The sequence below is a fragment of the Labedella endophytica genome (assembly GCF_003990045.1).
Taxonomy (GTDB): domain Bacteria; phylum Actinomycetota; class Actinomycetes; order Actinomycetales; family Microbacteriaceae; genus Labedella; species Labedella endophytica.
Genome location: NZ_RZGZ01000004.1, coordinates 233,974 through 256,116, shown reverse-complemented (window position 1 = coordinate 256,116; position 22,143 = coordinate 233,974). Strand labels below are relative to the sequence as shown.

Below are 22,143 nucleotides of genomic sequence, written 5' to 3'. Positions count from 1 at the left end.
CCGCAGCAGTACGCTCGGGACAGGAGGGACCATGTCGGATCGACCACCGAGCACCGCGCCCACTGCTGTCAGCTCGACGCACGCCCCCTTCTGGTCGGTGATCCGCCGAGCTCTCCTCTGGGGCGCGGCCTGCGGGGCCGTCCTCGCCGTGGCCGTGAGCATCGCCTCCACCCCGCTCGCCGCCGTCCTCTTCCCCGTCTACCTCGTCGCGGGCGCCGTGGTCGGTCTCCTCGGATCGTTCGCCGGGATCCTCGTGGCGCTCGGCGCATGGTCCGCCCTGCGAGCCACCAGGTGCGGCGTGCGAGTCCGCGCTATCGGGGCGGCGGCCGTCGCCGCGATCGCCGTGCCGCTCCTGTGGGCCTGGGCTCTCCTGGCCTTCCTGTCACCCACCAATCCCGACGGAGCCTCGGCGGTACTCGTGGCCGCGGTTGCGGCTGCGTCGATCGTGATCGCGACGCTTCTGTGCCGCCGGTTCCTCGGCACGAAGGCGGTGTCGGGATGACGGAGATCGACTTCGTGGGCGGCGTGAAGCGCTCCCGGTACCCGTGGGACGCGATCGTCGTCCGATCTCTCGCATGGGGTTTCGCGGCCGGGAACATCGCCGGAGCGCTCGGCATCGCCATCCTCGGTTTCAACTTCCTGAGCGCGCTGGCCGTCAGCGCGTTCGTCGGCGGGTTGATCGGTCTCGGTAGCGCACTCGCGGGCCTCCTCATCGGCTCGGCGATCTGGGGACTCCTGGGGCTCTTCGACGTCGACATCCCGCGGCGCGCGAGCATCGCGACCGTCGTGCCACCCGTCCTGCTGACAGCCATCTGGTTCGTCCTGGTCATTACAAGCGGTTTCGCAGCCGAGCTCGTCGTTCACACCGTGCTCACGTCGCTCGTCATCGTCGTCACAGCCGTCGTCCTCCCGTGGCGGATGCGTCGCCGGTTCCTCGCCGCGATCGCGGCGGATCCGGGCCGCATCGCGCGCGACCCTCCTGATGCGGTACCCCCGAGCCGACGGCGGTCGCGACGCTCTCCGGCACGTCGGACACCAGAGGACTGAGGCGCGGTCGCAAGCTCGCCGATCGCGGATACGCTGACTTCAAACGATTGAAGTCTGGATTCAAACGTTTGAATAACTTAGCGTCGGGTCATCGCACTCGATGAGGAGTCCCTATGAGCGAAACCGTCGGCACAGCCGCCGCCCCCGCCCCGTCCATCACGAACCCCCGCCCCTTCGGCCTGCGGGACAAGATCGGTTACCTGTTCGGCGACCTCGGGAACGACTTCACGTTCCTCCTCGCCTCCGCCTATCTCCTGGTCTTCTACACGAACGTCGCCGGACTCGAGGCCGCGCACGTCGGACTGATCTTCCTCGGCGCCCGACTGCTCGACGCCTTCACCGACGTGTTCTGGGGTCGCTTCCTCGACAAGCACACGCCCTCGAAGGCCGGCCGGTTCCGCGTGTGGATCGCTCGCGCCGCCATTCCCCTCGCCGTCGTGAGCGCCCTGCTCTACGTGCCGTTCATCGGCGACTGGGACTACGGCATGAAGCTCGGCTACGCCGCCGTCACCTACCTCCTCTGGGGTTCGGTCTTCTACACGATGGTGAACATCTCCTACGGCTCGCTCGCCTCGGTGATGAGCCAGAACCCGGTCGAGCGCGCGTCACTCTCCGTGTTCCGCGCGTTCGGCGCCAACGTCGCCGGCCTGTTCGTCGCCCTCGTGCCGCCGCTGTTCCTCTACGCGACGGTCGACGGCGTCTCCCAGGTCGTGCCCTCGGCGTTCTTCATCACGGGCGTGGTGTTCTCCCTCGCCGCCCTCGTCTTCTACCTCGTCTGCTACACGAACGTGCGGGAACGCGTCCAGGCCGTGCCCACGCAGGAGAAGCGCAGCTTCCTGCGGCTGCTCCGCTCGCTCGTCGGCAACCGCGCGCTCCTCGGGCTCATGGCGGGGAACATCGTGCTCATGCTCGCGTCGCTCCTCGTGGCGTCGACAGCTGCCTACCTGTGGCTCAGCTACTTCAACAACGGAGCGCTGTCGGGCCCGGCTCAACTGGCCGGCTTCCTCCCGGCGCTCCTCCTCGCCCCCTTCGCGACCCGGCTCGCTCGGCGCTTCGGGAAGAAGGAGATCATCGTCGCCGGGATGTTCTTCGCATCGGCCGTCCTCCTCGTCCTCGCCGTCATCCAAGTGACGTCGCCATGGGTGTTCATCGTCGTCACGTCGCTCGGCGGGTTCGGAATGGGGCTCTACACGCTGCTCGTGTGGGCGGTCATCGGCGACGTGATCGATCACGAAGAGGTCCGCAGCGGCGAGCGCGACGACGGTACCGTCTACGCGCTCAACACGTGGGCCCGCAAGCTCGGCCTCGCGCTCGCGGGCGGTGTCGCCGGGTTCGCCCTCACGGCGATCGGCTTCCAGTCGGGCGTTCCGACCCAGACGCAGGAGACCATCGACGGGATCTACCTGCTGTCCACGCTCGTTCCCGGAATCCTCTACGGTCTCGCAGGACTCATCATCCTCGTCGTCTACCCTCTGAACCGGAGCCGCGTCGCCGCGAACGTCGCCGAGCTGAAGGCACGGCGCGGCGAGGAGGTATGAGGACGATGGCTCGACCGACGCTGAAGGACATCGCCGCGCGGGCGGGGGTGTCGGTGTCCACCGTCTCGTACGCGCTCAACGAGCAGAGCACCATGCCGCTGAGCGACGCGACGAAGGCGACCATCCGGCGCATCGCGCGCGAGATCGGCTACGTGCCGAACGGGCTCGCACGGTCTCTTCAGGCCCGGTCGAGCCAGACCATCGGGTTCCTCCTCGACAAGCCCGTCTCGACTCCCCGCTACGCCGCGATCGTGCAGGGCATGATCTCGGGACTCGCCGAGCGCGGGTTCAGCCTCTCGCTCCTGAACAAGGCGCCGGCATCGCAGTGGGTCGATGCGGTGCGCGGTTACCGGCTCGACGGCCTCGTCTTCATCGGCCATGACGACCACGAGGTGCCGACCGAGCTCGCCGAACCGGTCGCGGAACACGGCATCCCGTTCGTCGCGCTCGACTGCGGGGCGTACGAGGAGGAGCGACCGTACTCCACGGTGGACTTCGACTACGGCACCGGCGTGGAGATCGTGCTCGCCGAGCTCGAGCGACGCGGCATCCGCATCGTGTACTACGTGCGGCCGGAGCTGGTCTCGCGATCCGAGCGGATCCGGGAGCGGGCCGTGATCGACGGGCTCAGTCGGCGACCCCACATGGCGTTGCGGGTCGTCAACACCGGGATCACGACGGAGAGGCTGCGCGACTTCGACACCCACAAGGAAGACATGGCCTCCTACCCCGTGGAGCTCGCCCAGCGCGTCGAGCGCACTCTCCGCGAGGACGGTGCGGACCCGTCGGTGACGGCCCTCGTCTGTTCGTGGGGCGCCGACGTGGAACCGGTCTTCAGCACCGCCCGGCGTCGCGACGACCGCTTCACGATCGGTTCGCTCGCCGCCGGCATCCTGTCACCCGCTCTGTGGCCGAACCTCGTCTATTCGCGTCTCCCCCTCGACGAGGCGGGCCGCGAGTGCGCGCGTCTCATCGTGGCCGAGACGGAGAGTCCCGACGCCCACGAGCATCTGCTCCTCCCACCCGCCCTCGACGCCGCCTCCTGACGCGTCCGTCCCGATCCCACCCGAGGTCGCTCCTCTCGCGCCGTCGGACCACCTGAAAGTAGGCACCATGACTCGCCCGAACATCATCTTCGTCATGTCAGACGACCACGCGGCCCACGCGATCTCCGCGTACGGCAGCCGGGTCAACAGCACCCCGCACCTCGACCGCATCGCCGCGGGCGGGATGCGCATGGACGCCGTGTTCTGCACCAACTCCATCTGCTCGCCTTCGCGGGCGTCGATCCTGACCGGAACGTACTCGCACGTGAACGGCGTCTCATCGATCTGGACCGAGATGGACTACCGCGTGCCGACCTTCATCGACGTGCTGCGGAACAGCGGCTACCGCACGGCCCTCTTCGGCAAGTGGCACCTCGGCGAGCAGGAGGTGTCGGAACCGCGCGGCTTCGACGACTGGAAGGTCTTCCCCGGCCAGGGCGACTACGTCGACCCCGAGATGATCGCTCCCGAGGGCCGCGCGATCGAGAAGGGGTACGCGACCGACATCGTGACGGATCTCTCCCTCGACTGGATCGACGGGCTCGACGCCGACGACCCGTTCTGCCTCCTCGTGCACCACAAGGCACCGCACCGCCCGTGGGTGCCGGACGAGAAGCACAAGCACCTCTACGCCGACGGCTCGATCCCGGAGCCCGAGACGTTCTTCGACGACTACGAGACCCGCAGCAAGGCGGTGCGCGGCGTGCACATGACGATCGCCGACGACATGGGCGCGGACGACCTCAAGATGGAGGTTCCCGAGCACCTCCGCGGCGAGGAGAACCGCGAGGCGCGCATGCGCTGGAAGTACCAGATCTACATGCGCGACTACCTGCAGTGCATCCAGTCGATCGACGACAACGTCGGACGCATGCTCGATCACCTCGAGGAGAAGGGTCTCGCCGAGAACACGCTCATCGTCTACACCTCCGACCAGGGATTCTTCCTGGGCGACCACGGCTGGTTCGACAAGCGGCTCATGTTCGACCAGTCGCTGCAGATGCCGATGCTCATGCGCTGGCCCGCGCAGATCGAGGCGGGGTCGCGCAGCGAGGCCATCATCACGAACGTCGACTTCGCGGCGACCTTCCTCGACGCGTGCGGCATCGAGGCGGACGACGCCCTGCCCACGTCCCAGGGGCGCAGCTTCCTCCCCCTGCTCCGCGGCGAGTCGGTCGAGGACTGGCCGGACGCGGCGTACTACCGCTACTGGGAGCACGACGACCCCATCCACGGGGCCCCCGCGCATTACGGCATCCGCACGCGTGACTACAAGCTCATCTACTACTACGGCGCCGGGCTCGGTGTACCCGGTGCCTCCGAGCGCGTCTTCGAGCCGGAGTGGGAGCTGTACGACCTCCGTGCCGACCCCACCGAGGTGCGCAATGTGGCCGACGACCCGGCGTACGCCGCGATCAAGGCCGACATGGAGACGAAGCTCGCGGAGTACCAGGAGCGCTATTCGGACGAGCCGTACCGTGGCGAGGACACACCCCGACCGGAATGGGGACCCTACGACAAGGAGTTGTTCGCTCGCGTCGAGGAGTATGTGAAGGCGATCCGCGCGAGCAGCTAGCCGGCTGTGGGGAGCTCGCCGCGCGGCGAGCTCCCCACCGTCAGGCCGACGATCAGCGTCCGGGCGTCACGACGCTCTTCATACTCCCCGGCTCCCGGCCGGCGGTGAGGGCGGCTTCGACGTCGTCGAGGCCGAAGCGACCCGTCACGAGAGCGTCGAGGTCGACGCGACCGTCGGCGAGCATCGCGATCGCGGTGGGCCACGTATTGGCGTAGCGGAACACACCCGTGATCGTCAGTTCGCGGTTCTGCAGGAGGTTGACGGGGATCTCGAGGTCGTCGGCGCCGAGCCCGACGAGCACGACCCGTCCGGCGGGGCGCACGGCCGCGATCCCGGATCGGATGGCGGGACCGGCTCCCGACGCGTCGATGAACGCGTCGACGCCGAGTCCGGAGAGGTCCTCCCCGGCGACGTGGGTGTGGGTCGCGCCGTGCTCTGCGGCGAAAGCGAGTCGCTCCTCCGCGATATCGGACACGTGGACCTCACTCGCCCCGAAGGCCCTGGCGACCTGCGCGGCGATGACGCCGATCGGGCCGGCGCCCGCGATGAGTACGCGATGACCGGGCGCGATCGCCGCCTTCTGCGACGCCCAGATACCGACGGACAACGGCTCGATTAGCGCCGCGGCGTCATCGGAGATCGTGTCGGGCACGTCGTGCGCGAAGTCGTGATCGATGAGGGCGAACTCCGCGAAGGCGCCATCGATCGGAGGGGTCGCGTAGAACTCCATGTCGGGGCAGAGGTTGTACCGCCCGGCCTTGCACTCCGCACACTGGCGGCACGGCTTCTGCGGTTCGATCGACACGCGACGGCCGATTCGATCCGGATCGACCTCGGACCCGACGGCGACGATCGTGCCGGAGGCCTCGTGCCCGAGTACGAGCGGCCCGTCCACGACGAACGGGCCGATGCGGCCGTGCTCGAAGTAGTGTGTGTCGCTTCCGCACACGCCAACGGAGGCGATGCGGACGAGGACCTCCCGGGGCCCAGGCGTCGGCACGGACCGCTCCGTGAGGGACAGGCTGTGGGCGGCGTCGAGGGTGGAGACCCGCATGGTGGCGGGCAGGCCCCGCCCGCTCGTCTCGGTCATGGTGGTGTTCGTCATCGCCAGTCCTTTCCCCAGGTGGCCGTTGTCATGGAACTCGAAGCGCGCCACGAGGCGATGGCCTTCTCGAGGCGGTGCCGCGTGTCCCGGTACTCCTCGTGCGCCCAGAGGTTGTGCTCCTCGAACGGGTCGGCGTCGAGGTCGAACAGCTGGCCCTCGTCGTAGTCGATGAACTCGACGAGCTTGAATCGCTCGTCGCGCACCATCGTCATGAGCGCCGTCTCGGTGAGGATGAAGTCGCGCGCATGCTCCGAGAACACGTACCGTCGGCCCGTCCATTCTTCGCCGTCGAGTGCGGGGACGAGCGATTCCGCCTCCATCCATTCGGGGGCCGTGAGGCCGGCGAGCTCGAGGAGCGTCGGGGCGAAGTCCATGAGGGAGATGAGCCCGTCGAGCTGCTGGTCCGCCGCCACCCTGCCGGGACCCCAGATGATGCCGGGGACGTGCACGCTCGGCTCGTACATCGTCCACTTCTGCGAGTGCCCGTGGTCGTTGAGGGCGTCGCCGTGGTCGGAGGTGAAGACGATGATCGTGTCGTCGAGCACACCGCGCTCGTCGAGGGCGTCGATGAGTCCGCCGACCTGCTCGTCGATCAGAGAGACGTTCGCGAAGTAGTGGCGACGCTGACGGTCGAGCTGCTCCCTCGTGGGGTCCGCGAGCTGCACGATCGCGTCGTGGTCGTTCGCCTGGTGGTGTTCGCGCAGCTTCTTCAACGGCGTCGGCTGGGAGTCGAGATCCGCCTGGGTGCGCTTCGCCTCCGGCATCGCCCGGTCGCGGTACGCGTCGAGGTGCGCGGACGTCGGGTCGTACGGGGGGTGCGGGCCGGGGAAACCGATCTGCAGGAAGAACGGATCGTCGTGACCCGGATACGTGTCGAGCCAGTGGCGGGCGAGGTTGCCGACGAAGTTGTCGGCGTGCAGGTCGTCCGGAAGCTGCCACTCGAACGCTCCGAGACGCTCGGCGTAATCGGGGAGCGTCCGGTACGTGACCCTGCTGGGCTTCTCGTGTCCGCGGATCCAGATCGCCTTGTCCCATTGGTCGAGGAAGTAGGGCAGGTTGGGGTGCGCCCTGTCCTTGTTCTCGATCACGTGCCGCTCGTGGAAACCGACCGGCGCCTCGTAGGGGTAGGTGTGCATCTTGCCGATGCTCGTGCACCGATACCCGGACTCCGCGAGGAGCTCGACCCACGAGTGCGACCATTTGTCGTCGTTCCGCAAGACGCCGGAGCTGTGCGGGTAGAGGCCCGTGAAGAGGCTCGCTCGTGACGGCGCGCACGACGGCGAGGCGACGTACGTGTTCGTGAACGCCGTGCCCTCCCTCACCAGCCGATCGAGGTGGGGCGTGTCCACGTGGTCGTGGCCGAGCGCCGCGATCGAATCGAACCGCTGCTGGTCCGTCATGATCAGGACGATGTTCGGGCGCTTCCGCTGCGGGCTCACGACCGGACCTGCTTCGCGCGTCGCGTGGTGATCGAGGCGGTGTCGCTCAGGTCGACCTTCGAGTTGTCCGACACCAGGAGCACGCAGATCCCGCTGATCACACACATCGCCACGAGGTAGATGACGGCGGGCCAGAAGGACCCCAAGAAAGCGGACGTGAGTGCCACGGCGATCACCGGCGTGGGCGCGCCGCCGATGAGGGACGAGCTCTGGTAGACCACGCCGAGACCGGTGTAACGCATCCGGGTTCCGAACATCTCGGCGAAGAACGCACCCTGGATGGAGAACATCATGCCGGTGCCGATGGCGTGCACCGCGACGATGATGAGCCAGGTCGTGAGCGGCTGGTTCAGCTGCAGGATCGGGAAGTAGGCCAGTCCACCGACGGCGCAGATCGCGATACCCGTGAGGTAGACGGGTCGACGTCCGACCCGATCGGACCAGGCGCCGAAGAGAGGGAGGAGGAAGATCTGCACGGCGGCCGAGATCGTGAAGCCCACCAGGATGAGGGCGCTCGGGAGGCCGAGGTAGGTCGTCACGAACGAGATCGCGAAGACGTTGATGATGTTGTAGGTCACGGCGTCGGCCATGCGCGCGCCGATCCCGAGGAGGAGGTTCCGCCAGCTCTCACGAATGAGGGAGAAGAACGGGATACTGCGCACCTCGTCGGCGTCGGCCGTGAAGGCGGGTGTCTCCGGCAGCGAGCGGCGGATGAGGAAGGCCGCGATGACGAAGATGCCGCTGATGAGGAACGGGACGCGCCAGCCCCAGGACATGAACTGCTCCTCGGGGAGCAACTGCATGAGACTGAAGATGCCGGTGGAGACGAGGAGACCGGCCGGGGTGCCCATCTGGTGGAAGCTGCCCATGAGCCCGCGTCGACCCGTCGGCGCGTTCTCGAGGGCCACGAGGGACCCCCCTCCGAACTCTCCGCCGATGCCGAACCCCTGGACGAGTCGAGCAAGGAGCAGGAGGACGACCGCCCAGACCCCGATCTGCTCGTATCCCGGGAGGAGCCCGATGCCGAAGGTGCAGATACCGATCAGGAGCACGGTGAGGATCAGCATGTTCTTGCGGCCGATGCGGTCGCCGAAGTGGCCGAAGACGACGGCTCCGAGCGGGCGCATCAGGAATCCGGCGGCGAAGGAGCCGAAGGACTGGAGGAGCGAGACCGTCGGGTCCGCCTCCGGGAAGAAGATCTGAGGGAAGACGAGCGCTGCGGCCGTGCCGTAGAGGTAGAAGTCGTACCACTCGATGAAGGCGCCGGCGAAGGCGGCGCTCACCGCCTTGCGCGGTGAGGGTGCCGTCGGACTCGTCTCTGAGCGCGATGCGGCGGGGCTGGATGACGCCATTGTGCGGGGCCCTTTCATAGGAGGTCGTGGCAAGGACGCTCATATGTGAATGCGTCTTTGCTCGTTCGTGGAGTGAACGTAGCGCGGCGAGCGAGTCGATCACAAATGGAATTCTCCAATTCGCACATCTGAGCGATAATGGGAGTCCCGCTGCCCTGGAGGTCTCCATTTCCCGTTCGCCGACAGACGCCCGCCGTCCGTCCGCTGACCCGGACCAGATGCTCCGGGTTGCACGGTCGTACTTCCTCGACGACGTCTCCAAGGTGACCATCGCACAACGCGAGGGCCTCAGCCGGTGGCAGGTCGCGCGCATCCTCGACGACGCCCGTCGCGTCGGCCTCGTCCGAATCACCGTCGGCGACCCATCCGACACCGACCGCACCCTGTCGGATGCCGTGAGTGCGGCTCTCGGCGTCTCCGAGACGATCGTCGTCGGCCGCTCTCGGCGCCTCGGGCTCGAGCCTTCACTGGACTCCATCGGCTCGGCCCTCGCGCAATTCCTCGCGCGGACCGTGCGCGAAGGAGACGCCATCGGCCTCACCTGGAGCCGGGCCATCGAGGCCATGGTGACCCACCTCGCGGAGCTCGAGCCGTGTGACGTCGTGCAACTCGCCGGCGCCGTCACCCTCACCGGGGACCGGCTCGGCTCGGTCGAGATCATCCGCCAGGTGGCCCGACTATCGCGCGGGACCGCCTATCCGATCTACGCGCCGATCGTGGTCGACTCCGCAGCGACGCGCCGGTCCCTCGAGGAGCAGCCGGAGATCGCCTCGTGCCTCGACCGCGCATCGCGCCTCGATCTCGCCGTCGTGTCCGTCGGAACCTGGTCGTCGGACGGTTCGGCCCTGTACGGTCTCGTACCGGCGGCGCTCGCCGGAGACATCGCGCGAGCCGGGGCGGTCGGGGAGATCACCGGACGCGTATTCGGGGCCGACGGGCGCCTCGTGAGCTCGGCGTTCGACGAGCGGGTGATCGGTATCAGCGCGGCGCAGCTGCGTGCTGTGCCGCACATCGTGGCGACGAGCTACGGCCCGCACCGAGCCGATGCCACCATCGCGGCGGCACGGGCCGGCTACATCACGACCCTCATCATCGACGCGCCGCTCGCCGAGGCGATCCTCGATCGCCTCGACGAGCGACAGGCGCCCGGTAGACAATCGACTGAACGACGACGGAGCACCGATCCGCGTGGAGAGTGACGGCATGGATTCGACGCACGACGACCACGGGGACGACGCACGGCCGGCAGCGGACGGAGCGATCGCGGATGCGCCCGAGCGCGGGGCCGCGCACAATGCGCACACCGCGGCGGAGCCGACCGGTGATGGCGGGCACGGCGCGAGTTGCTGCGCCCCGACCGGTCGCGACGCCTTCCTCTCGGCTCCCACTCCCGTCGCGCTGGGCCTGCCCGCCCGGGACGTCTCGGGTGACGCCCGTCACCTCGTGGAGCAGGTCCGGGTGCCGGCGCAGACCTTCCGCATGGGCGACGGTCGGGGCGACGAGAACCGCGGCGACGGCGAGACACCCGTCCACGAGGTGACCCTCGAGTCCTTCGGGATCGACGCGACGAGCGTGACGAACGACGACTTCGCTCGATTCGTCGACGCCACCGGCTACCGCACGGAGGCGGAGACGTGGGGGTTCTCCGCGGTCTTCCACCTGGCGATCGCGGCCCCGGCCGAGGACGTCATGGGCGCCCCCGCCGGAACACCGTGGTGGCGCGGGGTGAAGGGTGCCGACTGGCGGCACCCCGGCGGGCGCGACTCCGACATCGTCGGCCTGGGCGACCACCCCGTGGTGCACATCAGCTGGAACGACGCCGAGGCGTATTGCGCCTGGGCCGGCCGTTCGTTGCCGACCGAGGCGCAGTGGGAGGCCGCCTCGCGCGGCGGTCTCGACGGAGCGCGATTCCCGTGGGGCGACGACCCGCACGGCGACGACTCCGTCCCCGATCCCACCCCGAAGCCGCGGGACGGCACCCCGTGGCGGATGAACATCTGGCAGGGCGTCTTCCCTACCGAGAACACCCTCGAGGACGGCTTCCTCACGACGGCCCCCGTCCGCTCCTTCGAGCCGAACGCGTACGGGCTCTGGCAGACGATCGGCAACGTGTGGGAGTGGTGCGCCGATTGGTGGCACCCGGGTTACTACGGCGTCTCGCCCCTCATCGACCCACGCGGTCCGGAGCGGGGACAGGTGCGGGTGATGCGGGGAGGCTCGTACCTCTGCCACGATTCGTACTGCAACCGGTACCGTAACGCGGCCCGCTCCTCGAACACCCCCGACTCCTCGATGGGCAACGGCGGCTTCCGTACTGTCGACCGCCGCGACGACAGCCCGATCGGAGCACCGGTATGACCGACAGCGACCGCCGGTTCCCCCGCAGCGTCTATCGCCACGGAGATGAACCCGACGCCCGGTTCTCCCTCGCGAACGAGCGCACGTTCCTCGCATGGATCCGCACATCCCTCGCCCTGCTCGCGGGTGGGGTGGCCCTCGAGACGCTCGGGCTCGGGTTGCAGCCGGACCTCCGATTGGCGGCGTCCGTCCTCCTCATCGTGACGGGGATCCTCACTCCGATCCAAGCCTGGCTCGGATGGACGAGATCCGAGCGGGCGCTGCGGATGAACCGGCCGCTCCCGGCTGCGCATCTCGCTCTCCCGCTCGGCATCGTCGTCATCGTCGTGGGTGTCCTCGTACTTTTGGGCATCGTCCTCGCGTGAGCGGCGGGCTGGACGGGACAGCGCCCGGAGAGGAATTCGACGATCGGGGCGCTCGTCCCTTCGATCCCGGTCTCCAGCCCGAGCGCACCGCGCTCGCGTGGCGACGCACCGCGCTCGCCCTCGTCGTCGCGGCCGTCGTGGGGATCCGGGTGCTCCCCACGCTGCTCGGGGATTGGGCGATGATCCCCGCCGGCGCCGGACTCGTCCTCGCCGTGATCGTCCTGCTCGCGTCGCACCGTCGTTACCGGGAGCACCACGTGAGGCTGACCACGTCCACGTCCGACCGGATCGCGCTCCCGGACGGAGCGCTCCCGGCGCTGGTGGCCGCCACGACCCTCGCCGCCGGGATCGCGTGCGCCGTGGTCGTCGTCGTGCTCGCGCTCGGCGTCTGAGCAGAGATCAGGTCGCGGCGGCCACAGCGGGTCCCGGTATCGTCGAAGCCATGCCCACCCGCTACCCCACCGCCGTCTACGCGTTCGTCCGCCGAGGCGAGGTGGGGGACGAATTCCGCCTCACGATCGCGACGAACACGGGCCGCGAGCTCGACGAGTGGGTCGTCTACGCGCGTGACTTCGACGCCGCTGCGCGGGCCGACGTGGAGCGACGCCTCGACGAGGCCGGCCTCCGCCACGGGGCCTTCCAGGGCAACGTGCGCTCCGGCTGGCGCGCGAGCGTGCAGCCGCTCGCCGTGGACCCGGCGGCCGCGCAGGACTGACGCCGCCTTCCGGCGGGTCCGGTCTATGGACGGACCGGCAGGCCGCCGAGCCCCGGCGCGACGAGCCCGAAGACGATGGCCGCGACTTCCGCGGGCGATCGGTCGTCGGTGTCCACCGTCACCTCGTTCCACGGTCCCTCGCCGATCGTCAACGCGAGCTGCTCGTGCCGGGCGAGGTGCCAGTCGAGCGCCGCGGCGCGCTCCGGCGTGTAGCGCTCGCGGAGCCGCTGCTCGGCGACAGGAGCCGAGGCGGCGAGGTGAATGATGCGCAAGCGACGTCCGAACACCCCCTCGTACCGTTCCCTGTCCTCGTCAGAGGCGATCACGCCGGCGACGATCGGGGTCCGCGGTCCGACGCGCTCGTAGTTCTCCCAAACCGCCCGCATGTTCTGCGCTTCGGTGACCACGTTTCGTGGGTCGTCCTCGGCGGGCGGCCACGACCGGTGGAACCAGTCCACGTCGAACAGGCTGAACGGCATCCCCTCCGCCGCGAAGGCGTCCGCCAGATGATCGAGCACCGAGGACTTCCCCACCCCGTACGACCCGTTGAGGAAGACACCGACGTCCGCTGCTGACATCCCTCCACGCTAGACGGCCGCGCGGATCCGGGCGAACGGAGGCGACGACCTCGAGGCGGTCACCACCCTTCGGCAAGCTCGGGGACCGCGATGGTGACGTCCGCAGGGCACCTCACCACCCGGTCGCTGAGCAGCGCCCGCCCTCCGCCTGTCGAAGGGTCGAAGCGTGCCGCGGGAGACCGGGAGAGGCCGGGGTCAGCACCTGACACGGTCATTCGGACCCACCGAGTGGACGCGAATCGTCGTCTCCGTGCTCTCCAGACGACACATCGCGTCCACCCGATCCGAGCTACCCAACCGGGTGGACGCGAATGGTCGCCTCCCGGAGTCGGAGGCGACGATTCGCGTCCACTCGAGCTACTGGCCGAGGGGCGGAGGCGGCCGAGCGGATTAAAGGGCCGGGGGCGGGGACCGGGACTCAGTAGGCGATGTGTCCCTCGCGGTCGAAGAACTGGCCCGTGGGCCCGTCCGCCTCGACGAGCGCCATCGAGACCATCGCATCGGTCCCCTCGGTGACCGTCTGCGGCCCCGAGTGCCCGTTCAGGTCCGTTGCGGTGTAGCCGGGGTCGACCGCGTTCACGCGCATGCCGGGCAGGTTCTTCGCGTACTGCACGGTGAGTGCGACGACCGCCGCCTTCGACGCGACGTACGGGACGGTCATGACGTGGCTCTCGATCCGCGCGTCGTCGAGGAGGAAGCGCGGGAACCCGAGCCCGCTCGCGACGTTCACGATCACCGGGTTCGCGGAATCGCGGAGGAGCGGCAGCGCCGCTTGCGAGACGCGCACGACGCCCGTGACGTTGGTCGCGAAGACGTCGTCGGTCGCCGCCGTCGTGAGGTCGTCGAGCGACTGGGCCGTGCCCGAGATGCCCGCATTGTTGATGAGCACGTCGAGGGCGGGGAGCTGAGCGATCGCGGCGGCGACGGAGGCGTCGTCGGTCACGTCGAGCTGCACGGCGTGGGCGCCGAGTTCACGAGCGGCGTCGCCCGCGGCGAGATCGCGCATACCCGCGTAGACGGTGTGGCCGTCGGCGATGAGACGACGGGTGGCTTCGAGGCCGAGGCCCTTGTTGGCTCCGGTGATGAGGATGGTTCGTGCGGTGTTCGTTGTCATGTCCTGAGCGTGCGCCCGATCCGGCGAGCGCCCCAGGTATCGCCTAACGGTGGGACTGCCGATACCACCCTGTGCCTCGGCGGCGAGCGCATACTGAACGAATGGATCGGCAGAGCGAGTTCGCAACGGTGCTGCGCACGTCGCGCGACCGCGTGACCCCGCAGCAGGTGGGCATGCCGGCCGGCATCGGGCGGCGAACGCCCGGGCTGCGCCGCGAGGAGCTCTCCGCACTCGCGGGGGTGAGCGTCGACTACATCGTGCGTCTCGAGCAGGGCCGCGCGACGAACCCGTCCGCGCAGACTCTCACCGCCCTGGCGCGGGCGCTGCGGCTGAGCGACGAGGAACGCGACCATCTCTTCCGCGCGGCCGGCGCTCCCGTCCCCTCCGCCCGCGTCGCGTCCCGGCACGTGCCGCCGGGAGTACAGCGCATCGTCGATCGGCTCGGCGATTCCCCCGTCGCCGTGCTGACCGCGGCGTGGGACATCGTGTCGTGGAACCCGCTGTGGGCGGCCCTCTTCGGCGACCCGACCCTACTCGCAGCCGACGAGGCCAACGTGGCGTGGCGGTACTTCATGCAGGGCCCGGGCATCACCGAGTTCGACGACGCCCACCACGAAGCATTCACCTCCGACCTCGCCTCGGACCTCCGCCGCGCGGCGGGCCTGTACCCGGAGGACACCCGCATCGCGGACCTCGTCCGGTGCTTGCGCCGCGACTCCCCCGCCTTCGAGGAAGCCTGGCGGACGGCGACCGTTTCGGCCCACGTGTCGAGCCGGAAGACGGTGCACTCCCCGGTGATCGGCCCGATCGAACTCGATTGCGACGTGCTCACGGCGCCCGGCGCGGACCTCCGCATCGTCGTCTACACGGCGGTCCCCGGCTCGCCCGCCGAGGCGAGCCTCGACCTCCTCCGCGTTACGGGCGTGCAGGCGATGGAGTCCCCCGCCCGCTGAGGTGGTCACCACCCCTCCCCGGAATCCGGCGTCGAGGTCGACGTGACGCGGCCCACCACTCCCTAGGCTGAAGCGCATGCGCACCTTCTACCCCGCGATCGAACCGTACGACTCCGGCCTGCTCGACGTGGGCGACGGACAGCAGCTGTACTGGGAGGTGTCGGGCAACCCGGACGGCAAGCCCGTCGTGTTCCTGCACGGCGGCCCCGGCGGCGGGACGAATCCGAATCAGCGTCGCGTCTTCGACCCGGCGACGTACCGCATCGTGCTCTTCGATCAGCGCGGTTGCGGGAAGAGCCTCCCGCACGCGAGCGAGAACGGCGACCTCAGCGCGAACACCACCTGGCACTCGGTCGCCGACATCGAGCGGTTGCGCGAGATGCTCGGCGTCGATGTGTGGCAGGTCTTCGGCGGCTCCTGGGGCAGCACCCTCGCCCTCGCCTACGCGGAGACGCACCCCGAGCGTGTGACCGAGCTCGTGCTCCGCGGCATCTTCACGCTGCGGAAGACGGAGCTCGACTGGTTCTACGAGGGCGGCGCCGGCGCGATGCTGCCCGACAATTGGGAGGGCTTCGTCGCCCCCGTTCCCGAGGACGAGCGTCACTCCCTCATCGCCGCGTACCACCGGCTGCTCAACGACCCGGACCCCGCCGTGCACGGACCGGCCGCCGTGGCGTGGTCCACGTGGGAGGCCTCCGCGATCACGCTCCTCCCCCGCGAGGACCTCATCGCGACCTTCTCGGAGCCGTCCTACGCCCTCGCCTTTGCGCGCATCGAGAACCACTACTTCGTGAACAAGGGGTGGATGGAGGACGGGCAGCTCATCCGCGACGCGTCGCGCCTCCGCGACATCCCCGCCGTGATCGTGCAGGGCCGCTACGACCTCTGCACCCCGCCGTTCACGGCGTGGGACCTGCACCGCGCATGGCCCGAGGCGGAGATGCGCATGATCCCCGACGCGGGCCACGCCTTCGACGAGCCCGGCATCCTCGACGCCCTCATCGAGGCGACGGACCGTTTCGCGGACCGGTGACACCCGACGCGTAGTCCCTTAGCCTGGCGGCATGAGCGCGAACGAGCTGAGCTTCTCGACCACGATCGGCGTCGACGTGAAGGGGGAGACGTGGAGCTGCGTCGAGATCCCCGACTCCGCGGCCTTCTTCGGCTCGGGGAAGAGTGCCCGCGTGGACGCGACGATCGATGGCGTGACGCTCGAGAACGTGGGCGCGATGCCGACCGGAACGGGCGGCCACATGGTGTCCCTCAGCGCGAAGGTACGCGCGAAGCTCGGCAAGGACATCGGCGACCCGGTCGACGTCACCGTCACCAAGCGCTGACGGCGATGCGCCGCTGCCCGTCGAAGGGACACGATCCGAGACGGCCGCGACACGCTTCGACAAGCTCAGCGACCGAAGGCCGGTGCTCCTACGGGCGGTACTGCTCGCGCGGGGCGGCTGGACGCTTGTGCGAGGAGAGCATCGGGCCGGTGTTCTTGCCGCCGAGACCGGCCAACACGGCGAGCACCGCGGTGACGCTGCGGCCCGCGATACGTCCGACGAGGCGGACCGAGCGACCGACCCACGGCTTTCGAGGCGGCGTTCCCATATCTGAATGATGGGTGCCGGAGCGATCACACGCAAGAGCCCGGCCTCCCCCGAGGGGCGGCCGGGCTCAGCGAGCGGTGGCCGGGCTCAGTGAGACGCGTCGGCGCCGTCTGCCCGCTGCGTCACGGGCTCGCGCGTGTAGTAGTCGATGAGTCCGCCGTCGTCGTCGGTCAGCATCGGCTGGTCGAAGTTGCCGGGCAGGTACATCGGCGTGACGAGGTACGACTCGCGCTCGCGTGTGGGCCGCGCCCAGCGCACGCCGTTGGCGAGCACGCGCTGCACGCCGGGGTGGTGGTAGACCGGGTAGACCTCGTCGCCGGGGCTGAAGTAGAACACCCGCCCGTAGCCGCGACGGTAGGTGATGCCGCTACGGAACACCTCACCGCCGGTGAACGTACTCAGGAAGATGAGCTCGTCGGGGTCGGGGATGTCGAAGAACTCGCCGTACATCTCCTGACCGGGGATGACGAGCGGCTGGGGCACGCCTTCCGCGATGGGGTGGCGCGGCGAGACCGTCCACACGAGCTCGCGGTCGGAGCCGTCGTTGCGCCACCGCAGGCTGCACGTGGTGCCCATGAGGCGGCGGAAGATCTTCGAGTGATGGCCGGAGTGCAGCACGATGATGCCCATCCCCTCGAGAACGTGGCGCTGGATGCGCTCGACGACCTCGTCCGACACCTCCTCGTGTGCCGTGTGCCCCCACCAGAGCAGCACGTCGGTCGCGGCGAGGGTCTCCTCGGTCATCCCGTGCTCGGGGTCGTCGAGCACGCGGGTGTCCACGACGACCTCGTCGCCGAGGAGGTCGCGGAGGCCGCCAGCGATCGTCGCGTGCATCCCGTCCGGGTAGATGCCGCGCACCACGGGGTTGATCTGCTCGTGGCGGTTCTCCCCCCAGACGGTCACGCGGATGGGGGCGGGTGTGCCGCTCGGAGCGGTCGCGGTGGTGGAATCGGTCATCGGGCGCCTCCCGACGCGATCAGGGCCGGGGTCGATCCCCAGGCCGGGGTGGTGATGCCGGCGGCGGCGCTCGTCCAGGAGCGCAACACGTCGGCGATGTCGGCGCTTCGCTCGGCCACGATGGCCTGAGCGAGCGACTCTTCGAGGAGTCCTGCGAGCACGACGCGGTCGCCGCCGAGCTCCGTGCTGCGGATGGCACCCTCGACCATCGCGAGACTGAGCACGTTGGCGCGCACCTCGTTCTGCGGGGTCGCGCCGCTGCGGAGGGCCGCGACGAACTCGGCGAGCGAGCCCGCGATCCCCTCCGGGGTGTCCTGCGCCTCCGGGACGGAACCCCTCTCCTCAGAAACGGACCCGGCCGCCTCGAGGCGCACGACGTCCTCGCCGTCCCACGACGCGGCCCCGTTCTCGCCGTACACACGCCAGTCCGCGTTGAACGACGTCTGCAGTCCGGGCGTGCAGCGGCTTCCCGCATACGCGAAGCGTGCACCGGAGGCGAGCTCGAAGTCGGCGGTCGCCGCGGCATCGCCGTCGAACCAGCTCCACGGCGGGTTCCACGACGTGCAGCGGACGGCGACGGGTTCGTCGCCCGTGACGTAGCGCAGCTGGTCGAAGTGATGCACCGACATGTCGACGAGCAGGGGGTGCGCCATGCGCTCCCGGAACCCGGGCTCGTGGTCCTCGTGGAAGAAGTCCGCGCTCACAGCGGCGAGCGCGCCGAGCCGTCCCACGACCTCGCGGAACACCGCGAGGTGCGGGAAGTAGCGCCGGGACTGGCTCACCATGAGCAGCTCGCCGGTGATGTCGGCGAGCGCCACCTGGCGGAGCGCCTCGGCGACGGTCGGGGCGAGCGGCTTCTCGCACAGCACGGGGAGTCCGGCCCGCATGGCCTCCTCGTTCACGACGCCGTGGGCCTGCGGCACGGTCACGTTGATGACCGCCTCCGCGCCCGAGAGCCGGGCCACGTCGGCGACGGACGCCCCGATGACGACGTCGTCGAGACCGATGGACGCAGCCGTGGTCCGCGCGAGCTCGAGGTCGAGATCGACGATGCCAACGGGCACGGCGATCTCCGAGGTCGCGAGCATCCGCAGCCACTCCCCGCCCATGGCCCCGGCGCCCACGACGACGACCGGCAGTCGGCCGGCGGACGCGGGAGACACCGACGCCGTTCCGGCCGTCATCCCTTGACCGCCCCGCCGAGGCTCGACCGCAGCAGGTGCTTGCGGACGAAGATGTAGAGCACGGCCGGCGGCACCAGGTAGACGATCGCGCTCGCGGCGAGCAGACCCCAGTCCACCTGGTTGTACTCGCTGAAGGCGCGGAAGAGTCCGATCGACAGCGGGTAGAGCTCCGTGCTCTGCAGCAGCACGAGCGGTGTGAGGAAGTCGCCCCACACGTTCATGAAGCTGAGCATCGCGGCGGCACCGAGGCCGGGGCCGACGAGGGGCAGCACGATCCGCCAGATCGCCTGCAACCGCGAGTTGCCGTCCATCCACGCGGCCTCCTCGAGCTCGATCGGCACGGCCGAGATCGTGCCGGCGAGCAGCCAGAGGGTGACGGGGAGCTGGAAGGCGGCCTCCACGATGATCAGACCGATGAGGGAGTTGGACAGCCCGATGTTGACCATGATCAGGTACAGCGCGACGATCGTCGCCGGCGCCGGGACCACGCGGATCAGCAGGATGCCGAACATGAAGGCACGTCGGCCACGGAACCGGAACCGGGCGAGGGCGTAGCCGCCCGCGAGCCCGAGGGCGAGGTTGATCGCGGTCGCCGTCACCGAGATGATCAGGCTGTTCACGAGCAGCAGGGGGGTGCCGCGGTTGGTGAAGAACTGGATGAAGTTCTCGAACGACGGCGCGGGGAGCTGCACGTTCGGCCCGGCGTTCGCGTCGACCGCGCTGAGCACGACCCAGGCGAACGGCACGAGGCAGAAGATGGCCAGCAGGCCGATCAGCACGTAGCCGAGCGTGCGCTGCACCTTGTCGAGCGTGGACAGCGGACGGCGCCGGGGCTTCGGCGGTTTCCGGGAGGCCCCGGTCGGGACGGTCGGTGCTGTGACGGTCGCCATGTCACACCTCCACTTTCGCGAGTCGCACGTAGACGATCCCGAGGATCAGGACGATGACGAGCAGGATGATGGATGCCGCGCTTCCGATGCCGATCTGCGAGAACTGGAGCGCGCGCTCGTAGATGTAGATCGCGGCGATGCGGGTCTGCCCGCCGGGTCCGCCCTGGGTGAGGAAGTAGACGAGGCCGAAGACACCGACGGTGCTGATCGTGGTGAGCAGGAGGTAGAGGAACACCGGTCCGCGGATGAGCGGGAGCGTGACGTGCCGGAACACCTGGAGGGCACTGGCTCCGTCGATCCGCGCGGCCTCGATGAGCTCGGCCGGCACGTCCTCGAGGGCCGCCTGGAACATGATCATGGCGAAGGCCACACCGCGCCAGATGTTCACGATGATGATCGATGTGAGCGGTACGACCTGCAGCCAGTCGGTCGGGTCGGCGCCGAACAGCCCGGTGAGCCGGTTGAGCGTGCCCTCGGAGTTGTTCGACAGGACGCTCGCCCAGGCGAGCGACGCCACGACCTCTGGCACGATCATCGGCATGAGCACGGCCGCGCCGAAGAGGCCCTTGCCGCGCAACCAGGGGCGGCTCAGGAGGATGGCGGCGACCATGCCGAGCACGGTCTGCCCGATGATCGCCGAGAAGAACGTGAACGTGGCCGTCTGACCGAGCGAGTTGAGGAAGTCGCCGTTGGTCAGCAGGTACGCGAAGTTGTCGAGTCCGACGAACTGCGGGTCACGGGCGGCGAAGCCCGTGAGCTGTGTGTTCGTGAGGGACAGGTAGATGCTGTACACCGCCGGCAGGACGATGAAGAGCGTGATGAGGACCACGCTCGGACCGAGCAGGAGCGCGATCAGCGGGCCGTTGCGCTGGCGACGCCGCTTCGGCAGCGGCCGGGTGGCCGCTGCCGAAACGGGTGCGTCGAGGGTCGACGTCACTCTTTCACCAGGTTCGGTCCGAGGAGCTCGGTCGCGTCGGCCACGAAGGCCTCGTAGGCCTCCTGGCCGTCCGCATCTCCGGTGAGGATGAGCTCCGTCGCCGAGGCGACCGCCTGGGCGATCTGGTCGGAGCCGTCACCCGTGGGGACGAAGACGCTCGTCTCCTGGTCGACACCCGCCTGGAGCAGCTCGGGCTCGTCGGCGTACGGTGCCACGTCGGTGATATCGTCGCGCGGCGATGCGGCACCCGAGGCGACGAGCTGCTCCGCGAGCGGCGTGCCGGTCGTGAGGTACTGCATGAGGAGCATCGCCTCCTCCTTGTGCTCGGAGGACTCGGGGATCGTGTACACGCCACCGAGGTTCAGCCAGCCGAACGGGTCGTCGCCGTCGCGCAGGCCGGGGAACTGCCACGTGGAGACCTTCTCGGTGAGGTCCGGGATGGGCGTCGCGCCCTCGGGGCCCCAGTCGAACTTCCAGCCCCAGGTGCCCTGTGCGGCCACCTGGATCTCGCCGGCGGGGAACTTCTCGTACTTCGTTGGCTGCCACGGGTTGGGGTTCAGCAGGTCCTGGACGGGGAGGAGGTCCTCCTCGGCGAGGTCGGCGTAGAGGTCGAAGACCGCCTCCCATCCGGGGCTCTCGAGGTCCCAACGACCGGTCTCGGGGTCGTAGTAGTCCTGGTCCGTGCCGCCGAGGAGGGGCTGGAAGCCCTCGTTCCACGTGCCGCCACCCCACGCCGATCCGGCGGGGAGGACGATCGGGGTGTCACCCGTCGCGTCGCGCACCTCGACGAGTCGGTCGATGAGCTCGTCCCACGTCTGCGGCTGGCTTGTCTCGACGCCGAGGTCCGTGAGGACGTCCTCGCGGTAGAAGAGGTTGAGCACGCCGGAGGTGTTGAGGAGCGAGTAGATCTGGCCGTCCTGGCGGACCGACGCGTCCTTGAACTGCGGGTACCAGTGGTCCCAGCCGTCCCAGTCGTCAAGGTACTCGTCGAGCGGCGCGAGGTAGCCGGCACCGGCGAAGCCGGGGACGAGGCTGTCGCCCATGTCGATCACGTCGGGCGCCTCGCCCGCGATGAACTGCTGGGTGATCTTGGTCTTGAACTGCTCGTCGTTCAGCTGGTCGGCGATGAGCTCGACGTTGATGTCCCGCCCCTGCTCCTTCATCTCGGCCTCGAAGCCGGGGATCAGGCTCTCGACGATGTCGATGCGGGTCTGCTGGTACTCCATGATCGTGATCGTGACGGGACCGTCGCTGCCCTCGTCGCCGGCGGAGCAGGCGGTGAGCCCGGCCGCGGCGACCAGCGTGGTCAGTCCCACGGCGATCGCTCGGTTGCGCTTCATTGCGGTACCTCTCTGCGCTCCGCTCCCGTGGGCTTCCTCGCCCGC

Annotated in this window: 24 protein-coding genes; 13 read left to right on the top strand and 11 right to left on the bottom strand. The window is 69.2% G+C overall.

Annotated elements, in window-relative coordinates:
• The first annotated feature begins 31 nt into the window (after positions 1-31).
• From ELQ94_RS17360 to ELQ94_RS14570, 5 genes are all read left to right on the top strand, one after another.
• A complete protein-coding gene (locus ELQ94_RS17360; protein ID WP_166404828.1) occupies positions 32-502 on the top strand; it encodes a hypothetical protein in 471 nt (156 codons plus the stop codon).
• The gene (locus ELQ94_RS14585; RefSeq protein ID WP_127051089.1) at positions 499-1,047 is read left to right on the top strand and encodes a hypothetical protein; all 549 of its coding nucleotides are present in this window, start codon (positions 499-501) and stop codon (positions 1,045-1,047) included. Before ELQ94_RS17360 ends, ELQ94_RS14585 begins: the two co-directional genes overlap by 4 nt.
• Positions 1,048-1,160: 113 nt before the next feature.
• Positions 1,161-2,585 carry an MFS transporter gene (locus ELQ94_RS14580; protein WP_127051088.1) on the top strand — a complete coding sequence of 475 codons (1,425 nt, stop codon included), beginning with the start codon at positions 1,161-1,163 and terminating at the stop codon, positions 2,583-2,585.
• Positions 2,586-2,590: 5 nt separating this feature from the next.
• Entirely contained in the window at positions 2,591-3,631 is a 1,041-nt protein-coding gene (locus ELQ94_RS14575) for a LacI family DNA-binding transcriptional regulator (RefSeq protein WP_166404826.1), read from the top strand.
• Between the two features lie 67 nt (positions 3,632-3,698).
• Positions 3,699-5,207 (top strand): sulfatase family protein, encoded by a 1,509-nt coding sequence (locus ELQ94_RS14570; protein ID WP_127051086.1) that lies wholly within the window; start codon positions 3,699-3,701, stop codon positions 5,205-5,207.
• Positions 5,208-5,259: 52 nt separating this feature from the next.
• Here the strand turns inward: ELQ94_RS14570 and ELQ94_RS14565 are convergent, their stop codons facing one another.
• Genes ELQ94_RS14565 through ELQ94_RS14555 form a run of 3 tightly spaced genes read right to left on the bottom strand, consistent with a single transcriptional unit; the run spans position 5,260 to position 9,103 of the window.
• Complete coding sequence (locus tag ELQ94_RS14565; protein ID WP_127051085.1) at positions 5,260-6,312, bottom strand: NAD(P)-dependent alcohol dehydrogenase; 1,053 nt, start codon at positions 6,310-6,312, stop codon at positions 5,260-5,262.
• On the bottom strand, positions 6,309-7,751 hold the full coding sequence (locus ELQ94_RS14560) for a sulfatase family protein (RefSeq protein WP_127051084.1): 1,443 nt from the start codon (positions 7,749-7,751) through the stop codon (positions 6,309-6,311). The genes ELQ94_RS14565 and ELQ94_RS14560 overlap by 4 nt, the downstream gene beginning before the upstream one ends.
• A complete protein-coding gene (locus ELQ94_RS14555) occupies positions 7,748-9,103 on the bottom strand; it encodes an MFS transporter (protein ID WP_166404824.1) in 1,356 nt (451 codons plus the stop codon). The genes ELQ94_RS14560 and ELQ94_RS14555 overlap by 4 nt, the downstream gene beginning before the upstream one ends.
• 218 nt (positions 9,104-9,321) lie before the next feature.
• Between ELQ94_RS14555 and ELQ94_RS14550 the strand changes: the two genes are divergently transcribed.
• Genes ELQ94_RS14550 through ELQ94_RS14530 form a run of 5 tightly spaced genes read left to right on the top strand, consistent with a single transcriptional unit; the run spans position 9,322 to position 12,541 of the window.
• The gene (locus ELQ94_RS14550) at positions 9,322-10,302 is read left to right on the top strand and encodes a sugar-binding transcriptional regulator (protein WP_127051082.1); all 981 of its coding nucleotides are present in this window, start codon (positions 9,322-9,324) and stop codon (positions 10,300-10,302) included.
• Between the two features lie 4 nt (positions 10,303-10,306).
• Positions 10,307-11,461, top strand: a complete 1,155-nt coding sequence (locus ELQ94_RS14545) for a formylglycine-generating enzyme family protein (RefSeq protein WP_208007736.1) — start codon at positions 10,307-10,309, stop codon at positions 11,459-11,461.
• On the top strand, positions 11,458-11,826 hold the full coding sequence (locus ELQ94_RS14540) for a YidH family protein (RefSeq protein ID WP_127051081.1): 369 nt from the start codon (positions 11,458-11,460) through the stop codon (positions 11,824-11,826). The genes ELQ94_RS14545 and ELQ94_RS14540 overlap by 4 nt, the downstream gene beginning before the upstream one ends.
• Positions 11,823-12,218, top strand: a complete 396-nt coding sequence (locus ELQ94_RS14535; protein WP_243697048.1) for a DUF202 domain-containing protein — start codon at positions 11,823-11,825, stop codon at positions 12,216-12,218. Before ELQ94_RS14540 ends, ELQ94_RS14535 begins: the two co-directional genes overlap by 4 nt.
• Before the next feature lie 50 nt (positions 12,219-12,268).
• Positions 12,269-12,541 carry a hypothetical protein gene (locus ELQ94_RS14530; RefSeq protein WP_127051080.1) on the top strand — a complete coding sequence of 91 codons (273 nt, stop codon included), beginning with the start codon at positions 12,269-12,271 and terminating at the stop codon, positions 12,539-12,541.
• Between the two features lie 23 nt (positions 12,542-12,564).
• On the opposite strand, the gene ELQ94_RS14525 is transcribed toward ELQ94_RS14530, so the two are convergent.
• Entirely contained in the window at positions 12,565-13,119 is a 555-nt protein-coding gene (locus ELQ94_RS14525; RefSeq protein ID WP_127051079.1) for a P-loop nucleotide/nucleoside kinase family protein, read from the bottom strand.
• A gap of 418 nt (positions 13,120-13,537) precedes the next feature.
• Positions 13,538-14,233, bottom strand: a complete 696-nt coding sequence (locus ELQ94_RS14520) for an SDR family NAD(P)-dependent oxidoreductase (protein ID WP_127051078.1) — start codon at positions 14,231-14,233, stop codon at positions 13,538-13,540.
• A gap of 101 nt (positions 14,234-14,334) precedes the next feature.
• Between ELQ94_RS14520 and ELQ94_RS14515 the strand changes: the two genes are divergently transcribed.
• The 3 genes from ELQ94_RS14515 to ELQ94_RS14505 all read left to right on the top strand — a co-directional run bounded on the left by ELQ94_RS14515 (position 14,335) and on the right by ELQ94_RS14505 (position 16,523).
• Positions 14,335-15,186: a helix-turn-helix domain-containing protein gene (locus ELQ94_RS14515; protein WP_127051077.1), complete on the top strand. Its 852-nt coding sequence runs from the start codon at positions 14,335-14,337 to the stop codon at positions 15,184-15,186.
• 76 nt (positions 15,187-15,262) lie between these two features.
• On the top strand, positions 15,263-16,219 hold the full coding sequence (gene pip, locus ELQ94_RS14510) for a prolyl aminopeptidase (protein ID WP_127051076.1): 957 nt from the start codon (positions 15,263-15,265) through the stop codon (positions 16,217-16,219).
• Positions 16,220-16,250: 31 nt separating this feature from the next.
• Positions 16,251-16,523 carry a DUF1905 domain-containing protein gene (locus ELQ94_RS14505; protein WP_127051075.1) on the top strand — a complete coding sequence of 91 codons (273 nt, stop codon included), beginning with the start codon at positions 16,251-16,253 and terminating at the stop codon, positions 16,521-16,523.
• 88 nt (positions 16,524-16,611) lie between these two features.
• Here the strand turns inward: ELQ94_RS14505 and ELQ94_RS14500 are convergent, their stop codons facing one another.
• The 6 genes from ELQ94_RS14500 to ELQ94_RS14475 form a co-directional block, all read right to left on the bottom strand.
• Positions 16,612-16,791 carry a hypothetical protein gene (locus tag ELQ94_RS14500; RefSeq protein WP_127051074.1) on the bottom strand — a complete coding sequence of 60 codons (180 nt, stop codon included), beginning with the start codon at positions 16,789-16,791 and terminating at the stop codon, positions 16,612-16,614.
• Positions 16,792-16,877: 86 nt separating this feature from the next.
• Positions 16,878-17,747: a ThuA domain-containing protein gene (locus ELQ94_RS14495; protein WP_127051073.1), complete on the bottom strand. Its 870-nt coding sequence runs from the start codon at positions 17,745-17,747 to the stop codon at positions 16,878-16,880.
• The gene (locus tag ELQ94_RS14490; RefSeq protein WP_127051072.1) at positions 17,744-18,931 is read right to left on the bottom strand and encodes a Gfo/Idh/MocA family protein; all 1,188 of its coding nucleotides are present in this window, start codon (positions 18,929-18,931) and stop codon (positions 17,744-17,746) included. The genes ELQ94_RS14495 and ELQ94_RS14490 overlap by 4 nt, the downstream gene beginning before the upstream one ends.
• Positions 18,928-19,821: a carbohydrate ABC transporter permease gene (locus ELQ94_RS14485; RefSeq protein WP_127051071.1), complete on the bottom strand. Its 894-nt coding sequence runs from the start codon at positions 19,819-19,821 to the stop codon at positions 18,928-18,930. Before ELQ94_RS14485 ends, ELQ94_RS14490 begins: the two co-directional genes overlap by 4 nt.
• A 1-nt stretch (position 19,822) precedes the next feature.
• The gene (locus ELQ94_RS14480; RefSeq protein WP_208007735.1) at positions 19,823-20,758 is read right to left on the bottom strand and encodes a carbohydrate ABC transporter permease; all 936 of its coding nucleotides are present in this window, start codon (positions 20,756-20,758) and stop codon (positions 19,823-19,825) included.
• Positions 20,755-22,098, bottom strand: a complete 1,344-nt coding sequence (locus ELQ94_RS14475) for an ABC transporter substrate-binding protein (protein WP_127051070.1) — start codon at positions 22,096-22,098, stop codon at positions 20,755-20,757. Before ELQ94_RS14475 ends, ELQ94_RS14480 begins: the two co-directional genes overlap by 4 nt.
• Positions 22,099-22,143: the final 45 nt, after the last annotated feature.

Coding starts and splice junctions, on each gene's coding strand:
- ELQ94_RS17360 (WP_166404828.1), top strand. CDS start 32: ATGTCGGATCGACCACCGAGCACCGCGCCCACTGCTGTCAGCTCGACG.
- ELQ94_RS14585 (WP_127051089.1), top strand. CDS start 499: ATGACGGAGATCGACTTCGTGGGCGGCGTGAAGCGCTCCCGGTACCCG.
- ELQ94_RS14580 (WP_127051088.1), top strand. CDS start 1,161: ATGAGCGAAACCGTCGGCACAGCCGCCGCCCCCGCCCCGTCCATCACG.
- ELQ94_RS14575 (WP_166404826.1), top strand. CDS start 2,591: ATGGCTCGACCGACGCTGAAGGACATCGCCGCGCGGGCGGGGGTGTCG.
- ELQ94_RS14570 (WP_127051086.1), top strand. CDS start 3,699: ATGACTCGCCCGAACATCATCTTCGTCATGTCAGACGACCACGCGGCC.
- ELQ94_RS14565 (WP_127051085.1), bottom strand. CDS start 6,312: ATGACGAACACCACCATGACCGAGACGAGCGGGCGGGGCCTGCCCGCC.
- ELQ94_RS14555 (WP_166404824.1), bottom strand. CDS start 9,103: ATGGCGTCATCCAGCCCCGCCGCATCGCGCTCAGAGACGAGTCCGACG.
- ELQ94_RS14550 (WP_127051082.1), top strand. CDS start 9,322: ATGCTCCGGGTTGCACGGTCGTACTTCCTCGACGACGTCTCCAAGGTG.
- ELQ94_RS14545 (WP_208007736.1), top strand. CDS start 10,307: ATGGATTCGACGCACGACGACCACGGGGACGACGCACGGCCGGCAGCG.
- ELQ94_RS14540 (WP_127051081.1), top strand. CDS start 11,458: ATGACCGACAGCGACCGCCGGTTCCCCCGCAGCGTCTATCGCCACGGA.
- ELQ94_RS14530 (WP_127051080.1), top strand. CDS start 12,269: ATGCCCACCCGCTACCCCACCGCCGTCTACGCGTTCGTCCGCCGAGGC.
- ELQ94_RS14525 (WP_127051079.1), bottom strand. CDS start 13,119: ATGTCAGCAGCGGACGTCGGTGTCTTCCTCAACGGGTCGTACGGGGTG.
- ELQ94_RS14520 (WP_127051078.1), bottom strand. CDS start 14,233: ATGACAACGAACACCGCACGAACCATCCTCATCACCGGAGCCAACAAG.
- ELQ94_RS14515 (WP_127051077.1), top strand. CDS start 14,335: ATGGATCGGCAGAGCGAGTTCGCAACGGTGCTGCGCACGTCGCGCGAC.
- pip (WP_127051076.1), top strand. CDS start 15,263: ATGCGCACCTTCTACCCCGCGATCGAACCGTACGACTCCGGCCTGCTC.
- ELQ94_RS14505 (WP_127051075.1), top strand. CDS start 16,251: ATGAGCGCGAACGAGCTGAGCTTCTCGACCACGATCGGCGTCGACGTG.
- ELQ94_RS14500 (WP_127051074.1), bottom strand. CDS start 16,791: ATGGGAACGCCGCCTCGAAAGCCGTGGGTCGGTCGCTCGGTCCGCCTC.
- ELQ94_RS14495 (WP_127051073.1), bottom strand. CDS start 17,747: ATGACCGATTCCACCACCGCGACCGCTCCGAGCGGCACACCCGCCCCC.
- ELQ94_RS14490 (WP_127051072.1), bottom strand. CDS start 18,931: ATGACGGCCGGAACGGCGTCGGTGTCTCCCGCGTCCGCCGGCCGACTG.
- ELQ94_RS14485 (WP_127051071.1), bottom strand. CDS start 19,821: ATGGCGACCGTCACAGCACCGACCGTCCCGACCGGGGCCTCCCGGAAA.
- ELQ94_RS14475 (WP_127051070.1), bottom strand. CDS start 22,098: ATGAAGCGCAACCGAGCGATCGCCGTGGGACTGACCACGCTGGTCGCC.